Below are 25,103 nucleotides of genomic sequence, written 5' to 3'. Positions count from 1 at the left end.
CAGGAAATGTGGGAGGAAATATACTCATAGGGAGGAATTTCGCGAAAATCCTCCCTATTCGTGATCTTGCATGCGATGCCCTGTCGCTTCGCCTTGCTGTTGCCGTGAATTGCCGAAACAAACCGGAGGTGCGAGAACCACGGATAATTGCGTGGATTCGCACATTGGAGGCTTGGCTGTCGATGAGGTTGGATTTTGCCCGGGCGATTGTCGCCCTGTTGGCGCTCTTGGTGCCTGGGACACAGGCCCTTGCCCATCCGCATGTGTTCGTCGAGGCCCGCGCGGAGATCGTGTTCGACGCGGCGGGCCGGCTCGCGGCGGTGCGCCATGTCTGGCGGTTCGACGAGGCGTTCACCGCGTTTGCCGTGCAGGGGCTCGATGCGGACGGGGACGGCACGTTGTCGCGCGAGGAGCTGCAGCCCCTGGCGCAGATCAATGTGGAATCCCTTGCCGAGTATGATTTCTTCACCTTCCTCTACAAGGGCGAGGATGAGGTCGCTTTTGGCGATCCGGTGGAATACTGGCTCGATTTCTACGGCGGACGCCTGACCCTGTTCTACACCTTGCCGCTCAAACAGGCGATGATCACAGATGCCTCCTCGCTGACCCTTGAGGTCTTTGATCCGAGCTATTTCGTTGCCTTCGAAATGACGCCGGATGCCCCGTTCTCGATGGTGGATGCGCCGGCGACCTGCACGCTGACCTTCACCCCGCCGCCGAAGCTCGATGAAGGCACGGCGATGGAACTGGCGCAGATCCCGGCGACGGAGCGCGAGCTTTCTCCGGATCTGATGCAGGTCACCGAAACCCTGTCCAACTCGGCAAGTGTCGGGTGCAAGTAGGAGTGCAAGCAGGAGCATGAGCATGCGCAAGGCCTTCTCCCTCCTGGCGGCAGCCGCTCTGGTCTGCGTCGGCGTCACCGCCGCCGTGGCGGCGCCATCGCCCTTCGGCGTCGGTCTGCCGGAGCCGGCGCTGACGCCGTCCGGGCCGTTTGCCGGGTTTTTCGCCTGGGTGGCGATGAAGCAGAGCGCGTTTTATGCCGCGCTGACCGGCGCGCTGAAGGAGATGCAGGCCGATGGCACCGCCGGATGGTGGCTGATGGCTCTGTCCTTTGCCTATGGCGTGTTTCACGCGGCCGGGCCTGGGCATGGCAAGGCGATCATCTCCTCCTATGTGCTGGCCAATGAGAAAACCCTGAAACGCGGCGTGCTGCTGTCCTTCGCCTCGGCTCTGGCCCAGGCGGTGACGGCGGTGGCGGTGATCGGGGTGGCCTCGGTGCTTCTGAAGATGACGTCGATCGCCATCACCGAGACGACCCGCTGGTTCGAGATCGGCTCCTATCTGGCGGTGATGCTGCTCGGGGCGTTCCTCGTCTGGAGCAAGATCCTGCGGCCGATGTTCGGCCCGCGCCGCGCCGCCGCGCTCGGTGCCCAGGCGGCGGTCGCCCATAATCATCATGACCACGATCATTCGCACCACGGTCATGATGGTCATCACCATCATCACCATGGGGATCATGCGCATCACGATCATGACCATGGACCCGGCGAGGTCTGTTCCAGTTGCGGCCATGTGCATGCGCCGCCGCCCGCCCTGCTTCAGGGCAAGATGTCGCTGGCCCGCGCCTGGTCGGTGATCCTGGCGGTGGGCCTGCGCCCCTGCACCGGGGCGCTGGTGGTGCTGGTCTTCGCGATTTCGCAAGGGTTGGCCTTGGCCGGCGTGGCGGCGACTTTCGCCATGGCGATCGGCACGGGGATGACCGTCTCGGTGCTGGCCATTCTGGCGGTGACGGCCAAGGGGGCGGCGATGCGGCTGACCGACGGTCGGCGCGCGCTGGTCCTGCACCGGGCGGTGGAAGGCTTCGGTGCGCTGTTCGTCTTCGCCATCGGGCTGACGCTGTTTGTCGCGGCGGTGGGCTGGGGATAGACCCGTCTCGCTGACCGTCTGCGAAGGGGGCTTCAGGTTTCTGGAACCATCTCGCGTGCGGCGGCCTGCTCCCGGTGAATGACATAAAGCCCGGCGGCGATCGTCAGGGCGATGCCGAAGGCGGCGGTGCCATCGGGCAGGTCGTGGAAAATCGCCCAGCCGATCAGCGTGGCGAAGGGGATTTCCAGATACTGCATCGGAGCCAGCGTGGCAGCTGGCGCCAGGCGCAGCGACCAGGTCATCAGCAGATGGGCGAGGGTACCCAGAATGCCGAGGCCGAGAAGCAGCAGTGTCTCGCGCGCGTTCGGGAAGCTCAGTTGCAGCGTGGCAATCTCGCTGTCGCGGGTGAACAGCAGGGCGATGGCAAGCAGAATGGCGGCCATCGCGCCGCTGACCGCCTGCAGGCCGATCGGATCGGCGATCTTGGCCACGCCGCGGGTCACCAGCATGTAAAGGGCGAACACCACGGCCACCAGCAGCGGCAACAAGGCCGGGGCGCCAACCGCATCGTAATTCGGCTGGATCACCAGAAGCGTGCCGATGAAGCCAATGAGGCAGGCGGCGATCCGGTGCGGACCGACCTGCTCGCCCAACACGAAGCGCCCCAGCAGCAGCATCAGGAACGGCATGATGAAGGCAATGGCGATGGCATCGGCCAGCGGCAGGTACCGCAAGGACAGGAACATGGCGCCAATGCCGAGGATCTGCAGCAGGGTGCGCAGGAAGGTCAGTTGAAGCAGGCGTCCGGACAGGGGCAAGGGCTTGCCGCTGATCAGGGCGAGCGGCAGCAACAGCCCGGTCTGGATGGCGAAGCGGACAAGCAGCAAGAGAGCGAGCGGGATCGTGTCGCCAAGGATCTTGGCGATGCCGTCGCCAAGCGGTGCCAGGAAACAGAACCCGAGCATGAATAGAATCCCGACGAGCGGGCGATCATGTGTCATTTATCAATTATAAGATGTTGTAAAATTCATTGAAAGCGCAATGGTTGCATTTGGCCGTGCATGACCACAAGGTCGCGCCCGCCTGGCCGCCGGCGAGGGCTCCTGGCCGGTGGCTGCGGGCGTCAGGCGGGGGGAACGGGGGTTCCGTCGCGCCCCAGTTCGATCGGTTCGCCATGCGGTGTGGCCTCCGCTGCCCGTTGCCAGGCAAGACGGCGGGCTTCCATCCCGCTCGCCGAGGTGACCTTGTGGCCGGTGACCATCGCCTCCAATGCCCGCAGCCAGTGCCGGTAGTAGCTGTCGCCGCAATCGGGATCGCCGGCGGCCTGGGCGGCGCGGATCTCGGCGGAGAGCATCTCCGCCCATTGCGACCAGGTGAATAGCCCCTTCTCATGCAGGGCGAGTGTCATGGCGAAGGCGCGGGCCTCCCAGGGTTCGCGAAACACCGGCTCGGTGCCCTTCTTCGGCATCTGGGAGAAAAGCGCGGCAACCTGTTCGGCGGTGGTGGTCTCAGAGCGGGTCAAGATAGGGCTCCCACAGGTCGATCCTCAGGCTGAGATCCTCGGCGGCATCCGCGCCCCAGATGGCGCGCCCGTCAAAGGCGACGCCGTAGAGCCAGGTCGGGTTCTCGCCCCGGCCGGCGGCGCTGTCGTCGGGAAAGACGTGGCAGCCGTGGATCGTCTCGATGATGCCGGTCTGCCCCCGGCAGTAGCGCGGAATGCGGGTGTGCCCCTCCGGATGCATGATTTTCGCGCGTACCTTGTCGCCGATGCTGAACCGCGCCGGCGCGGAGGCGGGCCGGTCGACCGGCCCGCCCTTGGCAAGAGCTGCGTCGACCTGGTCTGCTGCAAGCACGCGCTTGACCGGTCGGCTCTGGCGCAGGCTGTGGCCGGCGGCAATTTCCTCCGGCCGGACCAGATCGCGCTCGGCGAGCAGGGTCTCCAGGCCGGCGAGCCAGATCTCGTAGTAGCTGGAGGCGAGGTAGCGCTCCGGGGGCATGCTTTCGCGTGCGAAGCGCGACATGTCGATGTTCCATTCGCCGGTCGCACCCATGGCCAGGGTGATGGCGAAGGCACGCTTCTCCCACGGCGCGTGGAACACCGGCTTGACCGGTTCGGGTGTGATGGGGCCGAAGCCCATCATGCCGCCAAGGTCCTGGGCGCCGTTCATCGCCCCGTCTCCGCAGCCTGCTGCGGCGAAAGGGCAAGCCCGGTGCCGATCATGCTGTCGCGGGTGACCAGCCGGGCCAGCTCCTGTTCGCTCCAGCCCTCGGTGCCTGCGGGCCGCATCGGCACCACCAGATAGCGGACTTCAGCGGTGGAATCCCAGACCCGGATGCGGGTCTTTTCCGGCAGGGTGACCCCGAAATCGGCCAGGACACCGTGCGGGTCGCGCACCACCTTGGCCCGGTAGGGAGCGGATTTGTACCAGACCGGCGGCAGGCCGAGCACCGGCCATGGGTAGCAGGAGCACAGGGTGCAGACGATCATGTTGTGCTGTTCGGGGGTGTTCTCGACCGCGACCATGTGCTCGCCCTGCCGGCCGATATAGCCGAGTGCGTGGATCGCCGCCGTGGCATCCCGGCGCAGCCAGTCGCGGAAGTCCGGTTCGCGCCAGGCCTTGGCGACCACATGAGCGCCATTGTGCGGACCGACCTTGGTTTCATAGGTCTCGATGAACCGGTCGAGCGCCTGCGGATCGACATAGCCCTTTTCGATCAGGATCGATTCCAGTGCACGCACGCGCAGTTCGGTCTCCGACAGGTGCGATCCCTCGTGCGAATGCCCCGCATGGCTCTCGCCGTCCTGTCCCGGCCCATGATCATGCGCCATATGGTCTCCTCCCCAGAGTGCGGCCTCTTTTGCCCGCGGCGCACCTCCCGTGCGACTCGAAGCGGGCAAAAGGCGATGGTCATCAATTCATCGGCGAAGTCCGATGTTGCAAAACGTCGCGTCTCGCCATTCTCTCCCTGGCGGTTTTCAGGCCGCGCTGCGGGCCGTGGCGGTCATCTGCGCCCGGGCCGCCTCGCCGAAGGCAGCGAACAGCCGTGCCGAGGCGGTGTCGCTGCCGACCCAGTATTCCGGATGCCATTGGGTCGCCAGCGCGAAGCCGGGATGGGCATCGACGGAAACCGCCTCGATGGTGCTGTCCTCCGCCCGTGCCTCAATGGTCAGGCCCGGCGCCAGCGTGCCGATCGCCTGCCGGTGCAGGGAGTTCACCTCCACCCGGGCGTCGCCCAGAACCGCGGCAAGCCGGCCGCCGGGAATGATATCGACGTGATGGGCAAGAGCGAAGCGTTCGTCCATGCTGCCGCTTTCCGGCGCGCGGTGATCCTGCCGCCCCTCGATCTCCTGCACCTCCGATACCAGGGTGCCGCCGAGCGCGACATTGAGCTCCTGCAAGCCCCGGCAGATGGCGAACAGCGGCAGGCGCCGCGCCAGCGCCCGGCGAATCAGCGGCAGGGTGGTGGCATCGCGCCGCGTGTCGAAGGGGCCGTTGCGCTCATGAGCATCGCCGCCATACAGCGAGGGATGCACGTTGGAGCGCGAGCCGGTGAGCAGCACGCCGTCGACCCGGTCGAGCAGACTGTCGAGATCGAGGGCGGGCCCCAGCGCCGGCAACAGAACGGGCATGGCATCGGCGCCATGCACGAGGGCATCGAGATAGCTGGAAATCGCGGCGTGCCAGTCGAAGCCATCGATGGGCTTGACGTCCGCACTGACGAGAACGACCGGTTTGCGCATGAGAGCTCCTGTCGGGCCGGAATCGGGAATACAACTTTCGGATAGTATCTTGAATTCTGTCCTACTTCCTCACGGTCGCCCTTGTCTATGCGATCCACATGCGTTTTATATCACAGTCAAGGTGCCGTTCAGAACGAGGGCGCTTGGTTGTGCCGGGCAATCAACAGAGCTCCGGCAAACGTTTGAAAACACTTCCGGGAGGGGACGTATGGATCGCCGTTCATTTATCAAGAAGGCCGGGCTCGTCGGAGCGGGCGCCGGAGCCACCGCGCTTGCCGCGCCGGCCATTGCCCAGGGCAACCAGACCTGGCGCATGGTCACGACCTGGCCGAAGAATTTCCCCGGGCTTGGCGTTGGCGCGCAGCGTCTGGCTGACCGCATCACCGCCGCCTCCGGCGGGCGGCTGACCATCCAGGTCTATTCCGCTGGCGAACTGGTTCCGCCGCTGCAGTCGCTCGACGCGGTGATCGATGGGTCCGCCGAGATGAGCCATGGCGCGGCTTACTACTGGCAGAACAAGAGCCCGGCGCTCGCCTTCTTCACCGGCGTTCCCTATGGCATGACCTCGCGCGAGCTCACCGCTTGGGTGCGCTACATGGGCGGCCAGCAGGTCTGGGACGAGATCTACGATCAGTTCGGCGTGCAGGGCTTCCTGTCCGGCGACACCGGGACCCAGGCGGGTGGCTGGTTCCGCGAGGAGCTGACCGGTCTCGATTCGGTCAAGGGCCTGCGCTTCCGGACCCCGGGTCTTGGTGGCCGGGTGTGGGAGAAGCTTGGCGCCACCGTCACCAACATGGCCGCCGGCGAGATCTTCCAGGCCTTGCAGTCGGGCACGCTGGACGCGGCCGAGTTCGTCGGACCGTACAACGATCTGGCGCTGGGCTTCTACCAGGTTGCCAAGAACTACTACTTCCCGAGCTTCGTGGAGCCGGGCCTGGCCACCGAGCTGGTGGTCGACAAGGCCAAGTACCAGGCGCTGCCGACCGACCTGCAGGCGATCGTCCGTGACGTCTGCCAGGCGGAGTACGATCAGGTCGCCTCGGACTTCTATGCCAATGACCCGCGCGCTCTGAAGACGCTGGTCGATGAGCATGGCGTGATCGTGCGCGAGTTCCCGGCCGACATCATGGAGGCGGGTGCCAAGGCGGCCGAGGAGATCCTCGGGGGCTTGCGCGATTCCGATGATGCGCTGACCAAGAAGACGACGGAAAGCTTCATCGAGGCGCTGAACATCCTGCGCACCCGCACCGAAGGCACCGACGGCGCCTTCATCGAGGCGCGCAAGAAGTACTTCAAGATCTGATCCGGCGCGACACACGCTGGAAACGGAAAACCCCGGCCGCAAGGCCGGGGTTTTTTGTTGTCCGCGAGGGACGGGGAGTAGCGGAGCGGTCGGCGGCGTAGGCGTTGCTCCGCTTTCCTTATTGGTAGAGCGCCTTCGGCAGCCAGGTGGCGATCTGTGGGAACGCGAACATGATGGCGATGGCCAGCATCTGCAGCAGCACGAAGGGCAGCACGCCCTTGTAGATCATCGCCGTCGACACGCTGTTGGGCGCCACCCCGCGCAGGTAGAACAGGGCGAAGCCGAAGGGCGGGGTCAGGAAGCTGGTCTGCAGGTTCACGCCCACCAGAATTCCGAGCCAGACCGGATCCACGTCCAGGGCAAGCAGGATCGGCGCGGTGATCGGGATGACGATGAAGATGATCTCGAACGTGTCGAGAATGAACCCCAGCAGGAACATGATGAACATCACCACCGCCACGGCGGCGAGCGTGCCGCCCGGCAGGTTGGACAGGAACTCATGTACCAGGTTGTCGCCGCCCATCAGCCGGAAGACGATGGAGAACACCGAGGCACCGAACAGGATGATGAACACCATGCAGGTGATGGAGGCCGAGGCGATGGCGGTCTCGCGCAGCACCGTGAAGGACAGGCGCCAGCGCAAGCCGGCCAGCACCATGGCACCGACCGCGCCGACGGAGGCCGCTTCGGTCGGCGTGGCAATGCCGCCAAGGATCGAGCCCAGCACCGCCAGGATGAGCATCAGCGGCGGGACCAGCGCCACGGCAACCTCGCGCAGGAGGTCCTTCTTCTCCTCCGGCGGAACCGGGGTCGCCGGGCAGGAGGCCGGGTCGAAGATCGCCTTGAGCGCGGTCCAGCCGAGATAGAGACCGACCAGCAGCAAGCCGGGCAGCAGGGCGCCGGCGAACAGGTCGCCGACCGAGACCGGCACCGGGGCGAAGTTGCCCTTGGCCATCTGTACCTGCGAATTGATGCCCGACAGCATGTCGCCCATGAAAATCAGCACGGTCGAGGGTGGAATGATCTGGCCGAGGGTGCCGGAGGCGCAGATGACGCCGGAGGCAAGCCTCGGGTCATAGTTGGCCCGCAGCATCGCCGGCAGCGAGATCAGGCCCATGGTCACCACCGTTGCGCCGACAACGCCGGTGGAGGCGGCCAGAAGGGCGCCGACGATGATCACCGACATGCCGAGGCCGCCGCGCATGTTGCCGAACAGCTTGCCCATGGTGAGCAGCAACTGTTCGGCGATCTTCGAGCGCTCCAGCATCACGCCCATGAAGATGAACAGCGGCACGGCGACCAGCACCTCGTTGGTCATGTAGCCGATGTAGCGGTTGGCGAGAGAACCGAAATTCGACGGGTCGAACACCCCGAACCACATGCCGACCAGCCCGAACATCAGCGAGACGCCGGCCAGGGTGAAGGCGACGGGAAAGCCCAGAAGGAGGAAGCCGATGATACCGAAAAACATGAGCCCCGACAGGAGCTCGCCAACAAGGACAGGATCCATCAGGCGCTCGCCTCCGGTTTGACATCCGTTTTCGCGTCGTAGCGCAAGGCTGCGGGCAGCAGGGTCTCATTCCCGGTCAGCACCAGGATCGAGCGCAGCGCCATCGCGATGCCTTGCAGCGCGACCAGCACCGCAAAGCCGAGAATGAAGGTCTTGAGAATGAAAAGCCCGGGCATTCCGCCCACATTGGCGGAGGCCTCGGTGAGCCGCCAGGACCGGCTGACGAAGCTCCAGGCGTAGTAGAAGACGACCCAGGTGAAGGGCAGCAGGAACAGGATGACGCCGATCAGGTCGACCAGCGCCTTTCGCCGTACGTTTGCGGGCCGGTAGAAAATGTCGACCCGCACATGATCGTTGCGCAGCAGCGCAAAGCCGGCGACCGCCGTGAACATGGCGCCGTTCAACCAGATGTAGAGATCCTGCATCCAGACGAAACTGCTGGAAAAGACATAGCGCTGGACGACCACCGTGAAGCAGACGGCGACAATGGCCAGTGACAGCCATGAGAAGATGTTTCCGATCAGGGTGTTGAGACCGCTGATGATCCGGACGATGGCGGCAAGCGCGCGCATCGGCTCAGACCCTGCCGCGCGCGCTGCGCGGTGCATGTGGATATGTCATGATCGGCCCTCTTTCCCTCCCGTAAAAAAACGGTGCCGGCTGTGTCGCCGTTTCTCCCGTCCGCCCGTCGCCGAGCGCTGTCTGATTAGCAGCTTTGCGGCTTCTGCAAAAGCAAGGCAGGGCGAAAACTCCGCAATTTTAGCGAGAAAAGACGGTTTTTTGTCCCTGGAAGCTGCGCGATGCACGGAGCGCCGATCCGGATATACTGGAAGGGAATCACGGCACGGCCGATAGTGGCGGAAGCGGCGCTCTCGATGAACCGGACAGGAGCGGATCCTGATCCGTGTCCGGTCCGGGTTCCGCCGGGAGGAGACAGTTGACCATGCGCAATCGGGTTTCGCTCGATGACAAATACGATCTGAGCAAGGAGCGGATCTTCCTGTCCGGCACCCAGGCGCTGATCCGTCTGGTCCTGATGCAAAAGGCGCGCGACCGCGCGGCCGGGCTCAACACCGCCGGTTACGTGACCGGTTATCGCGGGTCGCCGCTCGGCGCGCTCGACCAGCAGTTCCAGCGGGCGGCCAAGGTGCTGGCGCCGGCGGATGTGGTGTTCTCGCCGGCGATCAACGAGGATCTGGCGGCGACGGCGGTCTGGGGGACCCAGCAGGCGGAGATGCGCGGCGAGGGGCGTTTCGACGGGGTGTTCGGCATCTGGTATGGCAAGGGGCCGGGCGTCGACCGGTCGGGCGACGCGTTCCGACATGCCAATCTGGCCGGGACCTCGCGCCATGGCGGTGTGCTGGCGCTGATGGGCGACGATCACACCTGCGAAAGCTCGACCACGGCGCATCAGTCCGAATTCGCCCTTGTCGATGCGATGATGCCGATCCTCAACCCGGCGGGTGCGCAGGAGATCCTCGATTTCGGCCTCTATGGCTGGGCCTTGTCGCGCTATGCCGGGCTCTGGGCCGGGCTGAAACTGGTCAAGGACAATGTGGAATCCACCGCCTCGATCGACGGGCGTCTGGACCGGGTGCGGCCGATCCTGCCGGAGTTTCCGTTTCCGCCGGGCGGGGTGCATGTGCGCCCGAGCGATCATCCGCTGGCGCAGGAGGCGCGGCTGCATGAGGTCAAGCTGCCGGCGGCGCGCGCCTTCATCGCCGCCAACGCGCTCGACCGGGTGGTGCTGTCGGGCGGACGGGCGCCGGGGGTCGGCATCGTGTCCACCGGAAAGAGTTTTCTCGACGTTGTCGAGGCGCTGGACCTTCTGGGCATCGATGAGGTGACGGCGGCCGACCTGGGGCTGGCGTTCTACAAGGTGGGCTGTCCCTGGCCGCTCGATGCGGACCGGTTGCGGGCCTTCGCCCGGGGGCTGGAACTCGTGATCGTGGTGGAGGAAAAGCGGGCCCTGATCGAACCGCAGATCAAGGAAATCCTCTACCGCACGGCGGATGCGCCGCAGGTGCTGGGAAAGACCGACGAGACCGGGGCGATCCTGTTTCGCGCGCCGGGCGCGCTGGAGCCGATGCAGATCGCGCTGGAGATCGGCAAGCGGTTGCAGGCCCGCCGGCCGCAGGAACGGCTCGCCGCCCGGATCGCCGATCTGGAGGCGCGCAGCGAGCGGCTGCGGCGGACCGGAGACGTTGCCGTCCGCAGCCCGTATTTCTGTGCCGGCTGCCCGCACAATTCCTCCACCCATGTTCCGGAGGGAAGCCGCGCCTATGCGGGGATCGGCTGCCACTACATGGTGCAGTGGATGGACCGGCGGACCGAGGGCTACACCCAGATGGGCGGCGAGGGGGGCAACTGGATCGGCGAGGCGCCGTTCTCCCGCACCGGCCATGTGTTCCAGAACCTTGGCGATGGCACCTACAACCATTCCGGCGCGCTGGCGATCCGCGCGGCCAAGGCTTCCGGCGTCAACATCACCTACAAGATCCTCTACAACGATGCGGTGGCGATGACCGGCGGCCAGGCCCATGACGGCGGGCTGACGGTTGACCAGATCGCCCGGCAGGTGGCGGCCGAGGGCGCGCGGCGGGTGGTTCTCGTCACCGATGAGCCGGGCAAGTATCCGCCCGCGACCAATTGGCCGGCGGCCATGTCGATCCACCATCGCGACGAGTTGCTGGAGGTGGAGCGGGAACTGGCGCGCGAGCCGGGGTTGACCGTGCTGATCTACGATCAGACCTGCGCGGCGGAAAAGCGCCGGCGGCGCAAGCGCGGGCTCTTCCCCGACCCCGATGAGCGGATCCTGATCAACGACCTGGTGTGCGAGGGCTGCGGCGATTGCGGCGTTCAGTCCAACTGCGTCGCTGTGCAGCCGGTGGAAACCGAATGGGGCCGCAAGCGGACCATCGACCAGTCGTCCTGCAACAAGGATTTTTCCTGCGTGAAGGGGTTCTGCCCCTCCTTCGTCAGCGTGCGGGGGGGGATGCTGAAGGGCCGGGCGGTCAACGCGCCGGCGGCGCCTTCCGTGCCGGAGCCGGAGATCGCGCCGCTTGACCGGGTGCACTCGATTCTGATCACAGGCGTTGGCGGCACCGGTGTCGTCACCGTCGGCGCGGTGCTCGGCATGGCAGCGCATCTCGACGGGCTCGGCTGTGGCATCATCGACATGGCGGGCCTGGCGCAGAAGGGCGGGGCGGTGACCAGTCATCTGAAGCTGGCGCCGCGTCCGGAGGATATCTCGGCGATCCGGGTCGGCACCGGCGGGGCCGATCTGGTGCTGGCCTGCGACATTGTCGTCGCCGGATCGGCGAAGGTGCTGACTTCCATGCGCGAAGGCGCGACCACGGCCATCGTCAACACCCATGAGACCCTGCCGGGCGACTTTGCCCGCAATCCGGATTTCAGCCTGCCGGGCCGGCGGTTGGTCACAGCCATCGAGCAGGCGACGGGAACGGGCCGCAGCCGCTTCATCGACGCGACCGAAGAGGCGACCAAACTGTTCGGCGATGCGATTGCCGCCAATATGTTCCTGCTGGGCTATGGCTGGCAGCTGGGCGCGATCCCGCTCAGCCGGGAGGCGATCGAGGATGCCATTCGGCTCAACCGGGTTTCGGTGGAGATGAACCTTGCCGCCTTCGCCTGGGGCCGGGTGGCCGCCGTTGATGGCGAGGCGCTCGCCCACGCGGTGCGAAGCAGTGAGGCGGTGCCCGAGCATCACCGCCTGTCGGAAAGCCTTGAGGAAATGATCGCCCGGCGCAGCCGGTTTCTCGCCGAGTTTCAGGACAAGGCCTATGCGGAGCGCTTCGAGCGGCGGATCGCGGCGCTGAAAGCGCGGGCGGAACCGTTCGGCACTGACGGGGAGGCGTTGGTGCGGACCGGCGCGCGCGAATTGTTCCGGCTGATGGCGATCAAGGATGAATACGAGGTGGCCCGGCTCTATTCCGGCAGTGCCTTCCGCCGGCAGTTGGCCGATACCTTCGAAAGCCACGGCCGGCTGGAGTTCCACCTGGCGCCGCCGCTTCTCAGCGGCACCGATCCGCGCACGGGGCGGCCAGCCAAGCGCCGGTTCGGCCCGTGGATCATGCCGGTGTTCGGTCTTCTGGCGCGGATGAAGCGTTTGCGCGGCGGGGTGTTCGATCCGTTCGGCCGAACGGAAGAACGGCGGATGGAGCGTCGGTTGCGCGACCGGTTCGAGGCGATTGTCGACGATGTGGCGGCAGCCCTCGATGCCGAGCGCATCGGTGCGGCCACCGCGCTCTTGGCCTGGCCGGAGACCATCCGCGGCTTCGGGCCGGTACGGGCGGCGGCAGCGGAACGGGCGGAGGCAAGGCTCCCGGAGTTGCTGGCAGCCTGGCGGGCCGGGGCTGAGGCATCGCGGCAGGCGGCGGAATAGCGCGCGGGCGGCGGCTGGCGGCGGTCAGCCGCCCCAGTCCACCTGGGTGGTCAGCATGTAGCCGGAGCCGTAGACGGTGCGGATCAGTGACTGGCCGCCGGGCCGGGTCAATTTCTTGCGAATGCGGGAAATGCGCACGTCGATGGCACGGTCGAGCGCGTCGTCGCGTCCGCCGTGCTCCAGCAGATAGTCACGGCTGAGCACCCGTTTGGGCGCGCGCAGCAGGGTGGTGAGGAGGGTCGTCTCGCTGGTCGACAGGAAGGTCTCGGTTCCGTCCGGGCCCACCAGGCGATGCGATCCCGGCTCGAAGCTCCAGCCGGAAAATCGGGCGATTTCGCAGCTCGGTGCGCTGGGGGCGGGCTCGGGTGCGGCCCGGCGCAGCAGGGAGCGGATCCGGGCAACGATCTCGCGCGGATCGAACGGCTTGACCACATAGTCATCTGCACCGAATTCCAGTCCCATGATCCGGTCGGAGGCGTGGGCCCGGGCCGACAGGACGAGAATCGGCACCGGCGCATGGGCGCGGATGCGGTTGATCACCTCCATGCCGTCCATGTCCGGCAGGCCGAGGTCGAGGATCACGGCGGCGGGGGCACGGTCTTCCAGCGCCAGAAGAAAGGCATCTGCGGTGGCGAATTCCTCGGTGTTGAACCGGTAGGTGGCCAGCGTTTGCGTCAGCAGGTCGCGAATGGCGGCCTCATCCTCGACGATATGGATCAGGGCGTCTTCGGGCGCCACGGCCCCCTTGTCGCGGATCGGGTCGGGATGAGTCATGAGGCAAGGATCTCGCTCATGGTCTGTGCAAGGGCGCAGATGGTGAAGGGCTTGGCCAGAACCGGGCAGTCCCCAGCCACGCAGTCCGTTGGCACACCCTCCTGCCCCGGTCCGCGTCGGTAGCCGGTCATGAGCGCGGTCGGCAGGTCGGGACGGGCACGGCGGATCGCGGCAACGAGATCCATCCCGTTCATCTGACCCGGCATGACGACATCGCTCAGGACCGCTTGAATGTCGGGGACGGAGGCAATCAGGTCAACTGCGTCTTTCGCCTCATTGGTGACAAGCACGGTGTAGCCGAGAGCGCAAAGCTGATCGCGCACCACATTGGCGACGTCGGTGTCGTCATCGACCAGAAGGATCAGCTCTCCGTGGCCTGCGGGCATGATGGTGTCGCCGGTGCCCGTTTCATCGGCGGGAATGTCCTGATGGACGGGCAGCAGCAGGCAGATGCGCGCGCCCTCGCCCGGCTGGCTGTCGATGGTGATGCCGCCACCGGCCCGACGGGCGAAGCAATAGACGGTGGGTAGGCCGAGGCCGCTGCCGGTGCCGAAGGTCTTGGTGGAAAAGAACGGATCGAAGGCCTGCCGGCGCACCTCCTCGCTCATGCCCTGGCCGGTATCGGCAACCAGAATGCGCGCATAGCTGCCCGGCGCAATGCCGATGGCCTCGGCCTCCGATGTCTCCAGGTGCGTCTCGTCGAGGGTGACGGTCAGCTTGCCGCCCTGCGGCATGGCATCGCGCGCGTTGAAGATCAGGTTGACGAGGGCGTTTTCCGCTTCCGACGGATCGATCCGGGCGACCAGCGCCGGCGCCTGGCTGGCAACCGTGAGGGCGATGGAGGCCGGCAGGGAGCCGGCGACCAGCCGTTCGATGTCGGTCAGCAGCGCGGGCAGGTGAACCGGCTTGGCGTCGGGGGCATCGCCGCGGGCGAAGGCGAGAAGGCGTCGGGTCAGGTCGGCGCCGCGCTGGGCCGCTTGCAGCACCGGGTCGAGATGGGCGGCAAGATCGGGCATGGCCGGCGCTTCCGCCTTGCGCCTCAGACTGAGAACATTGCCGATGATGATCGTCAGGAGGTTGTTGAAGTCATGGGCAACGCCGCCGGTCAACTGTCCGACCGCCTCCATGCGCCGGGCCTCGGCAAGGGCCACTTCGCTGCGTTTCTGGTCGGTGGCGTCAAGCGACAGGACGAAACAGCCGAGTGTGCGCCCGTCGAGGGTCCGGTCCGGAATGAGCGTGGAGCGCATGTGCACCAGCCGGCCGTCCTTGCGGGTGCGCGAATACTCGTAGGACACGGCCTCGCCTTCGAAGGCCCGGTCGATATGCGGGACGATCTGCGGGTAGAGCTCGGGGCCGATAACCTCCTCGGCGGGGCGTCCGACAATCGATTCCACCGTGTGATCGAACCATTTGGCATAGCGCCGGTTGGCGAAGCGGTAGACCGGCCCCGGGCCGATATAGGCGATCAGCGCCGGCACGCTGTCGGTGACCAGGCGCAGCCAGTCCTCGCTCTGGCGGAGTTGCCGGGTGCGTTCGGCGACGGTGCGCTCCAGCGTCGCTTGCTGCTGCCGCTCGCGGGTGACATCGGTGTAGGTGGTGACGAAACCGCCAGCGGGTAGCGGCGCGCCGGTGACCAGCACCACCTGCCCGTCGGGCCGCTTGCGCTCGAAGGTGTGCGGCTCGAACAGCCGCGCCCGCTCCACCCTCCGCGCGACCAGCACCTCCACGTCACTGTCGCCATATTCGCCGCGCGCGGCATTGACGCGCAGGAACTCGGCCAGATGGGTGCCGCGATTGGCCAGATGCCAGGGGAACTCCAGCATCTCGAACAGGCGTCTGTTCCACGCCACCAGACGCAGGTCCGCGTCGAAGACGGAAAACCCCTGGTTGATATGGTCGAGCGCGGCCTGCAACAGGTCGAGGCGGTCGCGATAAAGATCTCCGGTCAACATGAGCGGATTTTAGGCAAAGAAGCGCCCGTGTCGAAGAAAAAGCGAAAGGGCGGGTCGGCGGAGGGCCTTGCCTGGCCTCCGCCCTACCAGGACAGGGAGGCTGACACAATTCGTTGCAATTGGCACATACTGGCGCAACGTGCCGCGAATAGCGTTGCAGTTGAGCGCGCACCTGCGTCAATCTCGGGAAAGTCTCCAAGAAGAGAGAAGAGGTTGAACGGTTCAGGATGTGATAATATCGGCACGCTTGAAAACGCGACCCCGGACAACCGGGGCGTCCAGAAGGGAAGAAACGCTATGGCAGGGTCGCCCGTCGTCGAGCGCCTCGACGAGGACACCTTTCCGAAATTCCTCTTGCGCAATGCCAGGGTCTTCGCGGACCGTCCGGCCATTCGCGAGAAGGATCTCGGAATCTGGCAGGCATGGACATGGGCGGAGGCCCTTGAGGAAATCCGTGCCTTTGCTCTCGGTCTTCGCGGCATCGGGTTTTCCGCCGGTGACAAGATCGCGATCATCGGTGGCAATCGTCCGCGCATGTACTGGTCCATGGTTGCCGCGCAGTCGCTCGGCGGCATGCCGGTTCCGCTCTACGCGGACTCGGTCGCCGAGGAGATGGCCTATGTGCTGGAGCACGCGGAGGTGCGTTTCGCCTGCGTCGAGGATCAGGAGCAGGTCGACAAGATCCTGTCCACGTCCGACGCGCTGCCGAAGCTGGAGCAGATCGTCTATGACGACCCGCGCGGTCTGAGAGACTACGACCACACGCGGCTGCACAGTTTCGAAGCTCTGCAAGAGGCAGGGCGGGCGGCGATGGCGGCGGACGGATCTCTTGAGGCGGCCTGGCTCGATGGCATCAAGGCGGCCAAGGGCAGCGACCTTGCGATGATCCTCTACACCTCCGGGACCACCGGGCGGCCGAAGGGGGTGATGCTCTCCTTCGACAATCTGGTGATTTCCGCGCGCAACGGCAATGCGTTCGACAAGCTCGACGAGCATGAAGAGACGCTGGCCTATCTGCCGCTGGCCTGGATCGGCGACTATGTCTTCTCCATCGCCCAGTCCTATATCGCCGGCTATTGCGTCAATTGTCCGGAAAGCCTGGAAACCGTTCTGTCCGACCGGCAGGAGATCGCGCCGACCTATTTCTTCGCCCCGCCGCGGGTGTTCGAGGGAATGCTGACGCACATCATGGTGCGGATGGAAGATGCGGGTCCCCTCAAGAAGAAGATGTTCGACGGTTTCATGGCGCTGGCGCGCCGGGTGGGCGAGCGCATTCTCAACGGGGAGCCTGTCGGTTTCCGCGACCGGCTGGCCTACGCGCTCGGTGAGATCATGGTCTACGGGCCGCTGAAGAACCAGATGGGCTTCACCCGGCTGAAGGTCGGCTATACCGCCGGCGAGGCGATCGGTCCGGAGATCTTCCGCTTCTATCGCTCGCTCGGGCTCAATCTCAAGCAGCTCTACGGGCAGACCGAGGCCAGCGTCTACATCACCATGCAGCCGGATGGCCAGATCTTCGGCGACACGGTGGGCACGCCGGCGCCGGATGTGGAGCTGAAGATCGCCGAGAACGGCGAGGTGCTCTATCGCTCGCCGGGCGTGTTCGTCGGCTACTACAAGAACGAGGAGGCGACCCGCGCCACCAAGACCGAGGATGGCTGGGTGCTGACCGGCGATGCCGGCTACATCGCCGAAAATGGCCATCTGAAGATCATCGACCGCGCCAAGGATGTGGGCAAGCTGACCGATGGGGCGCTGTTCGCGCCGAAATACATCGAGAACAAGCTGAAGTTCTTTCCCAACGTCAAGGAGGTGGTGGCCTTCGGCGACGGGCGCGACTTCTGCGGCGTGTTCGTCAACATCGATCTCACGGCGGTGGGCTCCTGGGCGGAGCGCAACAACGTCAACTATGCCTCCTATCAGGAACTGGCCGCCCATCCGGACGTCTATGACATGATCCAGGACCATGTGGATCAGGTGAACCGGGATCTGGCCGCCGAGCCGATGATGGCCGGGGCGCAGATCAAGCGTTTCCTGATCCTGCACAAGGAGCTGGATGCGGATGACGGCGAGCTGACGCGCACCCAGAAGGTCCGCCGTTCCTTCATCGCCGAGCGCTACGCCCCGTTGATCGAGGCGATCTACGACGGCTCCACCCGCAAGCATGTGCGGACCGAGGTCACCTTCGAGGATGGCCGCAAGGGGGCGATCGAGGCGGACGTGGAGATTCGCGACCTGACGATCCATCCTTCGTCCGGTGGTGGCTTGCAGGAGGCGGCGGAATGAACGTTCTGGTGAAACCGACGGGCATGCAGGCCGACGGGGAGACGGCGCCGGGCGAGGTGCTGCTGCGCATCGACAGCGTGTCGCTGTCCTTTGGCGGCGTCAGGGCGATCACCAACATCTCCTTCGACATCATCAAGGGAGAAGTGCGGGCGATCATCGGCCCGAACGGCGCCGGCAAGACGTCGATGCTCAATGTGATCAACGGCTTCTATCACCCTCAGGAAGGGACGATCACCTGGCGCGGTAAGGTGCGGCGCAAGATGAAGCCCTATGAGGCGGCGAGCCACGGTATTGCCCGCACCTTCCAGAATGTCGCCCTGTTCAAGGGGATGACGACGCTGGACAACATCATGACCGGGCGCGGGCTGAAGATGCATTCCGGTTTCCTGTGGCAATGCCTGCGCGTTGGACCGGCGCTGCGCGAGGAAATCGAACATCGCCGCAAGGTCGAGGAGATCATCGATTTCCTGGAGATCCAGGCGATCCGCAAGACGCCGGTCGGGCGGTTGCCCTATGGCCTGCAGAAGCGGGTGGAGCTGGCCCGGGCGCTGGCGATGGAGCCGGAGCTGCTTCTGCTCGACGAGCCGATGGCGGGCATGAACCTCGAGGAGAAGGAGGACATGAGCCGCTTCATCCTCGACGTCAACCAGCAGTTCGGCACCACCATCGCGCTGATCGAACATGACATGGGCGTGGTGATGGATCTGTCCGACCGGGTGGTGGTGCTCGACTACGGGCGCAAGATCGCCGACGGACCTCCGGAGGAGGTGCAGGCGAACCAGGATGTGATCGACGCGTATCTCGGGGTCTCGCACTAATGGACATGCTCTACAACATCCTCATCGACCCCTTCGTGCAGATGGTCGATGCACCGGACTTCCTGATCCAGGTGGTCTGGGAAGGCTTCGTCGCCGGCGTGCTCTACGCCCTGATCGCGCTTGGTTTCGTGCTGATCTACAAGGCCTCGGGCGTCTTCAATTTCGCGCAAGGCATCATGGTCGTGTTCGCCGGCCTGTCGCTGGTGGGCCTGCACCAGAAGGGGGTGCCGGCCTGGCTGGCTCTGATCCTGGCGATCGGCATCATGGCGATCCTCGCCGTGTGCATTGAGAAATTCGTCATGCGGCCGCTGGTCGGCCAGCCGGACATCATCCTGCTGATGGCGACCATCGGCATGACCTATTTCCTGATCGGCCTCGGCGAAGTGATCTTCGGCGGCGAGCCGAAGCAGATGATCACGTCCGAGCTCGGCCTGCCGACCGGCTCGACGGCCTTCGAGATGGGCGAGCGCGGGCTGGTGATCCTGCAGCACATCGACATCGCCGCTGCGGTCATCGCGCTGCTGATGGTCGGCGGCCTCGCGGTCTTCTTCAACCGCACCCGTATTGGCCGCGCCCTGCGCGCGGTGGCCGACGACCACACCGCGGCCCTGTCCGTGGGCATCTCGCTCAATCAGATCTGGGCGATCGTCTGGTTCGCCGCCGGCATTGTCGCGCTGGCCACCGGCATCATGTGGGGCGCGCGGTCGGATGTGTCGTTCGCCCTGGAGATCGTGGCGCTGAAGGCGCTGCCGGTGCTGATCCTCGGCGGTTTCACCTCCATCCCCGGCGCCATCATCGGCGGGCTGATCATCGGCATCGGCGAGAAGGTCGGTGAGATCTACTGGGGTGGCCTCGTGGGAGGCGGCATCGAAAGCTGGCTTGCCTATGTCATCGCGCTGGTCTTCCTGCTGTTCCGTCCGCAGGGTCTGTTCGGCGAAAAGATCATCGAGCGGATTTGAGGAACCAGCCATGTTCTATCGTGAAGCCGGCCAGTACAAGACGACCTACGCTGCCGACCAGCAGATTTTCCCGATCCGCCAGGATCGTATCGGGATCGGGGTCATCCTCGTCCTCGCCCTCCTGCTGCCGCTGGTGGCGAGCGAGTTCATGCTCTCGGCCATCGCCATTCCCTTTCTGATCCTGGCGCTCGCCACGATCGGCCTCAACATCCTGACGGGCTATGCCGGCCAGCTCTCGCTGGGCACCGGCGCCTTCATGGGGGTGGGCGCCTACAGCTGCTACAAGCTGGTGACGATCTTCCCGGAGGTGAACGTCATCGTCCACATCCTGCTGTCGGGCGTCTTCGCCGCTGCCGCGGGCGTGGTCTTCGGGCTGCCGTCGCTGCGCATCAAGGGTCTGTACCTTGCGGTGACGACGCTCGCCGCGCAGTTCTTCCTCGAGTGGTGCTTCATCCGCATCTCGTGGCTGTACAACTACAACGCTTCCGGCGCGATCGAGGTGCCGGGACGAGAGTTCTTCGGCACGCTGATCACCGGCCCGGCGGCCGGCGGCACCACCCGCTACTACGTGGTGCTGGCCATCGTCGTGGTGATGACCCTGCTCATCAAGAACCTGATCCGCGGCCGCATCGGCCGGCAGTGGATGATGATCCGCGACATGGATATCGCCGCCGAGCTGATGGGCGTGCGCCCGCTGGTGGCCAAACTCTCGGCCTTTGCCGTGTCGTCCTATGTGTGCGGCGTCGCCGGCGCGATGTTCGTGTTCTTCTATCTCGGCGCCTCGGAGCCTGCGGTGTTCTCGATCACCCTGTCGTTCCAGGTGCTGTTCATGGCGATCATCGGCGGCCTCGGCTCGCTGGTGGGATCCTTCTTCGGCGCGGCGTTCATCTGGATCCTGCCGATCCTGCTGCGCGTCGGCCTGCCTGCGCTCGGTGTCGATATCGCCGCCGAGACTGTGTTCCAGGTCGCGCAGATGGTCATCGGCGCGCTCATCATCTTCTTCCTGATCGTCGAACCGCACGGGCTGGCCCGGCTGTGGGCGATCGGCAAGGAGAAACTCAGGGTCTGGCCGTTCCCTTACGCGTGATCAGGGAGGATCCGCGGGGAGGGGTGACCCTCAGATGCCATCGGGGGGCGAGCCGGACCTGGTCCAACTGGCGAGACTTCGTTGGCAAGGCCCCGCAAGGGGTACGAATGGGAGGAAGGCTCCGCAAGGGGCACGAACGGGAGGAAAGAAAAACATGCGAATGAAAACTCTCCTGGCGGGATCGGTCCTGATGGGCTTGGCGGCGTCCTTCGCCGCCCCGGCCGTCGCCGAGGATTCCGTCTACATCCAGCTGCCGACCTATCGGACCGGCCCGTATGCCGGCTCCGGCATCCACATCGCCAACGGCATGTCCGACTACCTGGCGATGATCAACGAGCGTGACGGCGGCGTGAACGGCGTCAAGATCGCCTTCGACGAGTGCGAGACCGGCTACGACACGCAGAAGGGCGTGGAGTGCTACGAGCAGGCCAAGGCGAAGAACACGCTGGTCTTCAATCCGTGGTCGACCGGCATCACCCTGCAGGTGATCCCGAAGTCGTCGGTCGACAAGATCCCGGTCCTGTCGATGGCCTATGGCCTGTCCGCGGCGGCCGACGGCAACACCTTCCCCTGGGTGTTCAATCCGCCGGACACGTACTGGGACGGCCTGTCGGCGATCATCAAGTATATCGGCGAGCAGGAAGGGGGCATGGAAGGCCTCAAGGGCAAGAAGATCGGCTACATCTTCCTTGACGCTGGCTATGGCCGCGAGCCGATCCCGCTGCTCGACAACCTCGCCCAGAAGTATGGCTTCGAGGTGCTGCAGTACCCGGTTCCGGGCAAGGAGATGCAGAACCAGGCCTCGCAGTGGCTGTCCATCCGCCGCGACCGTCCCGACTATGTCGTGATGTGGGGCTGGGGTGCCATGAACCCGACCGCCATCAAGGAAGCGGTGAAGAACCGTTTCGACATGTCGAAGTTCATCGGCGTGTGGTGGGCCGGTGGCGACGAGGACGCACGGGCCGGTGGCACGGGCGCCAAGGGCTACAAGTCCGTCAGCTTCAACAATGTCGGTGCCGACTATCCGGCCCTGCAGGACATCAAGAAGCTGGTCGTGGACGCGGGCAAGTCGCACACTCCGGCAAGCACGATTGGCGAGAACCTCTACAATCGCGGCGTCGTGAACGCTCTCTACATGGTCGAAGGGATCCGCACCGCCCAGGAGATGACCGGCAAGAAGGTGATCAACGCCGAGGACATGCGTCTCGGCCTGGAGAACCTCAAGATCGACGAGGCACGTCTGGAGGCCATCGGCCTGAAGGGCATGATCGCGCCGATCGAGATCACCTGCGCCAATCACTCCGGTCACCACCCGCTGTTCATCCAGGAATGGGACGGCGAGAAGTGGACCTCGGCGACCGACTGGTTCTCGCCGCTCACCGAAGAGGTCACGCCGATCTTGATGCAGGCCTCCAAGGATTACGCGACGTCGAATGCCCCGTGGCCGACCCGTGACGATGCCTGCCCGGCCAACTGAGCCGGTATCGCGCGAAAAGACCCCGGTCCGCGGCCTGGCTGCGGACCGGTCCTAGATCCGCCGGCCCGCGCCTTATCCGCCCGGGCCGGCCCGCCCAACGTCTAGCGCCGGAAGACTGACATGGACGCCAATGCACAGCAGACCGAGACGTCCGCTTCGACCATCCTCGCTGTGAACAACATCGAGGTGATCTACAACCACGTAATTCTGGTGCTGAAGGGCGTTTCGCTGACCGTGCCGGAAGGCGGCATCGTCGCCCTTTTGGGGGCCAATGGCGCCGGCAAGACCACGACGTTGAAGGCCGTGTCGAACCTTCTGCAGGCCGAACGGGGCGATGTCACCAAGGGTACGATCATCTTCAAGGATGAGCGGGTGGAGGCGTTGTCGCCGAACGATCTGGTGCGGCGCGGCTGCATCCAGGTGATGGAGGGCCGGCATTGCTTCGGCCACCTGACCATTGAGGAAAATCTCCTGACCGGCGCCTATACCCGCAAGGATGGCGGGGCGGCGGTCAAGGCGGACCTTGAAATGGTCTATGACTATTTCCCGCGGCTGCGCGAGCGGCGGGGCAGCCAGGCGGGCTACACCTCCGGCGGCGAGCAGCAGATGTGTGCCATTGGCCGGGCGCTGATGAGCCGGCCGAGCATGATCCTCTTGGACGAACCGTCCATGGGTCTGGCTCCTCAGCTCGTCGAGGAGATCTTCGAGATCGTCAAGGAGCTCAACGAGAAGGAGGGCGTCTCCTTCCTGCTTGCGGAGCAGAACACCAATGTCGCCCTGCGCTACGCCACCTATGGCTACATCATGGAGTCGGGGCGCATCGTGCTCGACGGTGCCGCCAAGGCGCTGCGCGAGAACGAGGATGTCAAGGAATTCTATCTGGGTGTCGGCGGCGAAGGGCGCAAATCCTTCCGAAACGTCAAGCACTACAAGCGACGGAAACGCTGGCTGGCCTGAGCCGCCAGGGCCGGTGCGCTGTCCGCCGCGACGCGCTCCGACAGGGATCCGACAGGAATGACACTGACGTTGCCGAAAGGCGGCGCAACGCCCGGCCGGGCGAGGGGTAAGCCATGAGCGCAGAGCATTTCGATCAGCTCGAAATCCAGGATCCCGAAGCGCGGGAAGCGGATCTGTTTGCCCGTTTGCCCGCGCAGATTGCCTACGCCAAGGACAACGCACCCGGGTGGGCGGCGCATCTGACGGGGATCGATGCGGCGGCGGTGTCCAGTCGGGAAGCGCTGGCCGCTCTTCCGGTGCTGCGCAAACCGGAGTTGATGGCCGCACAGCTGCAAAATCCGCCGTTTGGCGGGTTCGCTGCCGGTGACCCATCCGCCTTCGGCCGCGTCTTCATGTCACCGGGGCCGGTCTGGGAGCCGCAAGGAGAGGGGACGGATCCCTGGAACTGCGCCCGGGCGCTGTTCGCGGCCGGGTTTCGGCCCGGGGATGTGGTCCACAACGCCTTGTCTTATCAGTTGACGCCGGGCGGCTTCATTCTCGACCTGGGCGCCCGGGCGCTCGGCTGCACCGTGTTTCCCGCCGGTGCCGGCAACACCGAAGCCCAGCTCGATGCGCTGGAGGCCCTGCGTCCTGTCGGCTACACCGGCACCCCGGATTTTCTCAAGGTGTTGCTCGACAAGGCGGCGGAAACCGGCCGGGATGCCTCCTCGATCCGCAAGGCACTGGTCTCGGGCGGCGCCCTGTTTCCCAGTCTCAGGGCCGAGTACGAGAGCCGGGGCGTCTCCGTGTTGCAGGCCTATGCGACGGCGGACCTTGGCGTCATTGCCTATGAGAGCATGGCCGATGAGGGGCTGATCGTCAGCGAGAACATGATCGCCGAGATCGTGCGTCCGGGAACGGATTGTCCCGTGCCCGATGGGGAGGTGGGCGAACTGGTGGTGACCTGTTTCAACCGGTCCTATCCGCTGATCCGGTTCGGCACCGGGGACCTTTCGGCGGTTGTCACCGGTCGCTCTTCGTGCGGGCGCACCAACATGCGCTTGAGAGGCTGGATGGGGCGTGCCGACCAGCGCACCAAGGTCAAGGGCATGTTCGTTGATCCGAAACAGGTGGCCGCGGTTCTCGCCCGGCACCCGGAGGTGGCGCGGGCGCGGCTGATCGTGGAGCGGGAACAGGATCGGGACGTGATGCGGCTCGCCTATGAGGTGGCCGGCGACGTGCCGGCGGACCTGGGAGCGGCCTTGTCCACAAGCCTGCGTGAGATCACCAAACTGGGTGGCTCTGTCGAGCTGGTGGCATCGGGAAGTTTGCCCAATGATGGCAAGATTATTTCAGACGAGCGCAATTACGATTCATGATATATTGTTCATCAATGGTTAATGTTATTTCCGACGATGGATAAAAACGCGGGCGTTCAGGTTGCGCCCGCGTTGGCTCTCGTCCTATTCATAGTTCGGTAACCACGACTTCACGGATATGGATCCGGCGGATGCATGGGACTGAAAACGCGATGAGCGGTGCGGCGATCCTGCTGGTCGAGGACGACCCGGATGATGTGCGCATCATTGAGAAAGCGCTTGAATCCTCGACGGTTCCGGTGACGATCTCGACCGTGGAAAACGGGGTGGAGGCGCTGGAGTTGCTCGACAAGGCCGCACTGGCCGGCGAGCCCGCTCCGGATCTCATCCTGCTCGACCTCAACCTGCCGATCATGAGCGGCACCGAGTTTCTCACCAAGCTTCGCGCCCATCCGACCCTGAATGCCATTCCGGTGTGCGTTTTCACCACCGCCGATGATGCGATCACCATTCGCCGGGCCTATGCGGCCGGGGCGAATGCGGTGGTGACCAAGGCTGACAGCCTTGTGGGGATGAGTACGGTGCTCAACACCATCGTCGAGTTCTGGTTCAAGGTCGCCGAGCGCTACAGTTCGGACTGATCCCTCGTCCTCGTACGTTTCCTCAAGA

Annotated in this window: 21 protein-coding genes; 12 read left to right on the top strand and 9 right to left on the bottom strand. The window is 65.2% G+C overall.

Features of this window, described 5'->3' with window-relative positions:
* Positions 1 to 182 precede the first annotated feature (182 nt).
* A complete protein-coding gene (locus LC062_RS08170) occupies positions 183 to 842 on the top strand; it encodes a DUF1007 family protein (RefSeq protein WP_224910537.1) in 660 nt (219 codons plus the stop codon).
* A 16-nt stretch (positions 843 to 858) separates the two neighbouring features.
* A complete protein-coding gene (locus LC062_RS08165; protein ID WP_224910536.1) occupies positions 859 to 1,926 on the top strand; it encodes a nickel/cobalt transporter in 1,068 nt (355 codons plus the stop codon).
* 32 nt (positions 1,927 to 1,958) lie between these two features.
* Here the strand turns inward: LC062_RS08165 and LC062_RS08160 are convergent, their stop codons facing one another.
* The 5 genes from LC062_RS08160 to LC062_RS08140 all read right to left on the bottom strand — a co-directional run bounded on the left by LC062_RS08160 (position 1,959) and on the right by LC062_RS08140 (position 5,608).
* Positions 1,959 to 2,831, bottom strand: coding sequence for a DMT family transporter (locus tag LC062_RS08160; RefSeq protein WP_224910535.1), 873 nt, complete (start codon positions 2,829 to 2,831; stop codon positions 1,959 to 1,961).
* Between the two features lie 158 nt (positions 2,832 to 2,989).
* Entirely contained in the window at positions 2,990 to 3,334 is a 345-nt protein-coding gene (locus LC062_RS08155; protein ID WP_404829697.1) for a nitrile hydratase accessory protein, read from the bottom strand.
* A gap of 40 nt (positions 3,335 to 3,374) precedes the next feature.
* Positions 3,375 to 4,034 carry a nitrile hydratase subunit beta gene (gene nthB, locus LC062_RS08150; RefSeq protein WP_224910533.1) on the bottom strand — a complete coding sequence of 220 codons (660 nt, stop codon included), beginning with the start codon at positions 4,032 to 4,034 and terminating at the stop codon, positions 3,375 to 3,377.
* A complete protein-coding gene (nthA, locus tag LC062_RS08145) occupies positions 4,031 to 4,696 on the bottom strand; it encodes a nitrile hydratase subunit alpha (RefSeq protein WP_224910532.1) in 666 nt (221 codons plus the stop codon). The genes nthB and nthA overlap by 4 nt, the downstream gene beginning before the upstream one ends.
* Positions 4,697 to 4,843: 147 nt before the next feature.
* Positions 4,844 to 5,608: a gamma-glutamyl-gamma-aminobutyrate hydrolase family protein gene (locus LC062_RS08140; protein ID WP_224910531.1), complete on the bottom strand. Its 765-nt coding sequence runs from the start codon at positions 5,606 to 5,608 to the stop codon at positions 4,844 to 4,846.
* Positions 5,609 to 5,816: 208 nt separating this feature from the next.
* Between LC062_RS08140 and LC062_RS08135 the strand changes: the two genes are divergently transcribed.
* The gene (locus LC062_RS08135; protein ID WP_224910530.1) at positions 5,817 to 6,911 is read left to right on the top strand and encodes a TRAP transporter substrate-binding protein; all 1,095 of its coding nucleotides are present in this window, start codon (positions 5,817 to 5,819) and stop codon (positions 6,909 to 6,911) included.
* Positions 6,912 to 7,029: 118 nt separating this feature from the next.
* On the opposite strand, the gene LC062_RS08130 is transcribed toward LC062_RS08135, so the two are convergent.
* Together LC062_RS08130 and LC062_RS08125 are read right to left on the bottom strand one after the other, a co-directional pair.
* Complete coding sequence (locus tag LC062_RS08130) at positions 7,030 to 8,421, bottom strand: TRAP transporter large permease (protein ID WP_224910529.1); 1,392 nt, start codon at positions 8,419 to 8,421, stop codon at positions 7,030 to 7,032.
* Positions 8,421 to 9,029: a TRAP transporter small permease subunit gene (locus LC062_RS08125; RefSeq protein WP_224910528.1), complete on the bottom strand. Its 609-nt coding sequence runs from the start codon at positions 9,027 to 9,029 to the stop codon at positions 8,421 to 8,423. The genes LC062_RS08130 and LC062_RS08125 overlap by 1 nt, the downstream gene beginning before the upstream one ends.
* A gap of 335 nt (positions 9,030 to 9,364) precedes the next feature.
* Between LC062_RS08125 and LC062_RS08120 the strand changes: the two genes are divergently transcribed.
* Positions 9,365 to 12,826, top strand: a complete 3,462-nt coding sequence (locus LC062_RS08120; protein WP_224910527.1) for an indolepyruvate ferredoxin oxidoreductase family protein — start codon at positions 9,365 to 9,367, stop codon at positions 12,824 to 12,826.
* A gap of 24 nt (positions 12,827 to 12,850) precedes the next feature.
* Here the strand turns inward: LC062_RS08120 and LC062_RS08115 are convergent, their stop codons facing one another.
* Together LC062_RS08115 and LC062_RS08110 are read right to left on the bottom strand one after the other, a co-directional pair.
* Positions 12,851 to 13,600, bottom strand: a complete 750-nt coding sequence (locus LC062_RS08115; protein WP_224910526.1) for a response regulator transcription factor — start codon at positions 13,598 to 13,600, stop codon at positions 12,851 to 12,853.
* Positions 13,597 to 15,552 carry a PAS-domain containing protein gene (locus LC062_RS08110; RefSeq protein WP_224910525.1) on the bottom strand — a complete coding sequence of 652 codons (1,956 nt, stop codon included), beginning with the start codon at positions 15,550 to 15,552 and terminating at the stop codon, positions 13,597 to 13,599. Before LC062_RS08110 ends, LC062_RS08115 begins: the two co-directional genes overlap by 4 nt.
* A gap of 297 nt (positions 15,553 to 15,849) precedes the next feature.
* On the opposite strand from LC062_RS08110, the gene LC062_RS08105 reads away from it, so the two are divergent.
* The 8 genes from LC062_RS08105 to LC062_RS08070 all read left to right on the top strand — a co-directional run bounded on the left by LC062_RS08105 (position 15,850) and on the right by LC062_RS08070 (position 25,075).
* A complete protein-coding gene (locus LC062_RS08105) occupies positions 15,850 to 17,838 on the top strand; it encodes an AMP-binding protein (protein WP_224910524.1) in 1,989 nt (662 codons plus the stop codon).
* The gene (locus LC062_RS08100; RefSeq protein ID WP_224910523.1) at positions 17,835 to 18,656 is read left to right on the top strand and encodes an ABC transporter ATP-binding protein; all 822 of its coding nucleotides are present in this window, start codon (positions 17,835 to 17,837) and stop codon (positions 18,654 to 18,656) included. Before LC062_RS08105 ends, LC062_RS08100 begins: the two co-directional genes overlap by 4 nt.
* Before the next feature lie 5 nt (positions 18,657 to 18,661).
* The gene (locus LC062_RS08095; RefSeq protein ID WP_181760614.1) at positions 18,662 to 19,615 is read left to right on the top strand and encodes a branched-chain amino acid ABC transporter permease; all 954 of its coding nucleotides are present in this window, start codon (positions 18,662 to 18,664) and stop codon (positions 19,613 to 19,615) included.
* Positions 19,616 to 19,625: 10 nt separating this feature from the next.
* Complete coding sequence (locus LC062_RS08090; RefSeq protein ID WP_224910522.1) at positions 19,626 to 20,702, top strand: branched-chain amino acid ABC transporter permease; 1,077 nt, start codon at positions 19,626 to 19,628, stop codon at positions 20,700 to 20,702.
* 154 nt (positions 20,703 to 20,856) lie between these two features.
* The gene (locus LC062_RS08085) at positions 20,857 to 22,179 is read left to right on the top strand and encodes an ABC transporter substrate-binding protein (protein WP_224910521.1); all 1,323 of its coding nucleotides are present in this window, start codon (positions 20,857 to 20,859) and stop codon (positions 22,177 to 22,179) included.
* A gap of 120 nt (positions 22,180 to 22,299) precedes the next feature.
* Positions 22,300 to 23,136, top strand: coding sequence for an ABC transporter ATP-binding protein (locus LC062_RS08080; protein WP_224910520.1), 837 nt, complete (start codon positions 22,300 to 22,302; stop codon positions 23,134 to 23,136).
* A 113-nt stretch (positions 23,137 to 23,249) separates the two neighbouring features.
* Positions 23,250 to 24,494, top strand: a complete 1,245-nt coding sequence (locus LC062_RS08075; RefSeq protein ID WP_224910519.1) for a phenylacetate--CoA ligase family protein — start codon at positions 23,250 to 23,252, stop codon at positions 24,492 to 24,494.
* Between the two features lie 131 nt (positions 24,495 to 24,625).
* Positions 24,626 to 25,075, top strand: coding sequence for a response regulator (locus LC062_RS08070; RefSeq protein WP_224910518.1), 450 nt, complete (start codon positions 24,626 to 24,628; stop codon positions 25,073 to 25,075).
* Positions 25,076 to 25,103: the final 28 nt, after the last annotated feature.

This window comes from Stappia indica, from assembly GCF_020177335.1.
Classification (GTDB): Bacteria; Pseudomonadota; Alphaproteobacteria; order Rhizobiales; family Stappiaceae; genus Stappia; species Stappia indica_B.
This window is presented reverse-complemented; position numbering and strand designations above follow the sequence as displayed.